Source organism: Thermomonospora catenispora (genome assembly GCF_006363815.1).
Taxonomy (GTDB): domain Bacteria; phylum Actinomycetota; class Actinomycetes; order Streptosporangiales; family Streptosporangiaceae; genus Thermomonospora; species Thermomonospora catenispora.
This window is the reverse complement of the sequence record NZ_RRYT01000106.1, coordinates 1-336: the sequence shown is the minus strand read 5'-3', so window position 1 is coordinate 336 and position 336 is coordinate 1. Positions and strand designations below refer to the sequence as shown.

Sequence of the window (336 nt, the reverse complement as noted above, 5' to 3'; positions counted from 1 at the left end):
CAATACTCCACCCAGACTTCAATATTAATGCTGACCGATGTCGTCCCTTTCTGGACACAGCGTGCATAGCAGCACACCACATCGCCGACCGCAACCGGCCGTAAGAAAGTCATTCCTTCAACCCGCACAGTCACTACGCGACCGTGGGCAATTTCTTTTGCCAGAATAGCGCCGCCAATATCCATTTGTGACATTAACCAACCACCAAAGATGTCACCATTGGCATTGGTATCGGCGGGCATGGCTAAAGTACGTAAAACAAGATCGCCCTGAGGGACGTTATGTGTTGTAGACATGGTAAAACCGACTTAAAAGGAAAATCACAGGCGCGATGCT

Annotated in this window: 1 protein-coding gene; it reads right to left on the bottom strand. The window is 49.4% G+C overall.

The genetic code is table 11. From position 1 onward, the window contains the following. Positions 1–242: acyl-CoA thioester hydrolase YciA (yciA, locus tag EIO00_RS24010; protein WP_241661567.1), on the bottom strand; the 242-nt coding region annotated here is incomplete at its 3' end. Between the last annotated feature and the right edge of the window lie 94 nt (positions 243–336).